Raw genomic sequence first — 649 nt, forward strand, 5'->3', positions numbered from 1 at the left:
CATCACGGTCGAGACCAACGGAGGTACCTCAGGGTGGTGGCTCGATGGCGAGATCGGCCTGCCCGACGACCCGAACGAAGCGCGCACCGTGTACGAGAACTGCCTGCGCGCGATCGCTGGGGTCCCCACGCAAGGCAACGTCGGGATCTACGTGTACGGCAAGTCCGCCGCGGGCGAACTCGACGCTTCAGACGTGGGGGCTCCCGATGACACGAAACGTCTCAAGGAACACTTCAGCTGAGCCGGACCGCCGAGGGCCACACGACGGACCGTCAGCACCCGTGGATGCGGGTGCTGTGCTCCTTCAGCCCTGACACGGCGACGAAGGCGTGCGCGCACTCGCGGCACCAGTGCAGCTCGCGTGCGGCCCCCCACGCTTCGATGGTGGCCACCCACCACCACGCACGGCTGCCCTCGAGGCCGTCGGCTGTGGGCAGGGTGCCCTTGCGCCGATACAGAGAGATCGCCGAAGAACGGAGTTAAGTCCCCGATAGTGGTGTAGCGCGGTCGCTGACCTGGTCCTGGTAGTGGACGTGGGCGCGGCCACCGCGTGATCCTTCGGCGTGTTCGGCACGTGCGGGGTCTTCACGTCATCGGTGTGCCGGAGGCCAGCAGCCACAGCATCGAAGACCCCCCCCCCCCCCCCCCC

Annotated in this window: 1 protein-coding gene; it reads left to right on the forward strand. The window is 68.1% G+C overall.

The window, feature by feature from the left end; all coding sequences use genetic code 11:
• Window positions 1-241, forward strand: a 241-nt coding sequence (locus JAN01S_RS17300; protein ID WP_084360338.1) for a hypothetical protein, incomplete at its 5' end; no start/stop codon positions are given.
• Between the last annotated feature and the right edge of the window lie 408 nt (window positions 242-649).

The sequence above is a fragment of the Janibacter anophelis NBRC 107843 genome, assembly GCF_001570945.1.
GTDB lineage: Bacteria > Actinomycetota > Actinomycetes > Actinomycetales > Dermatophilaceae > Janibacter > Janibacter anophelis.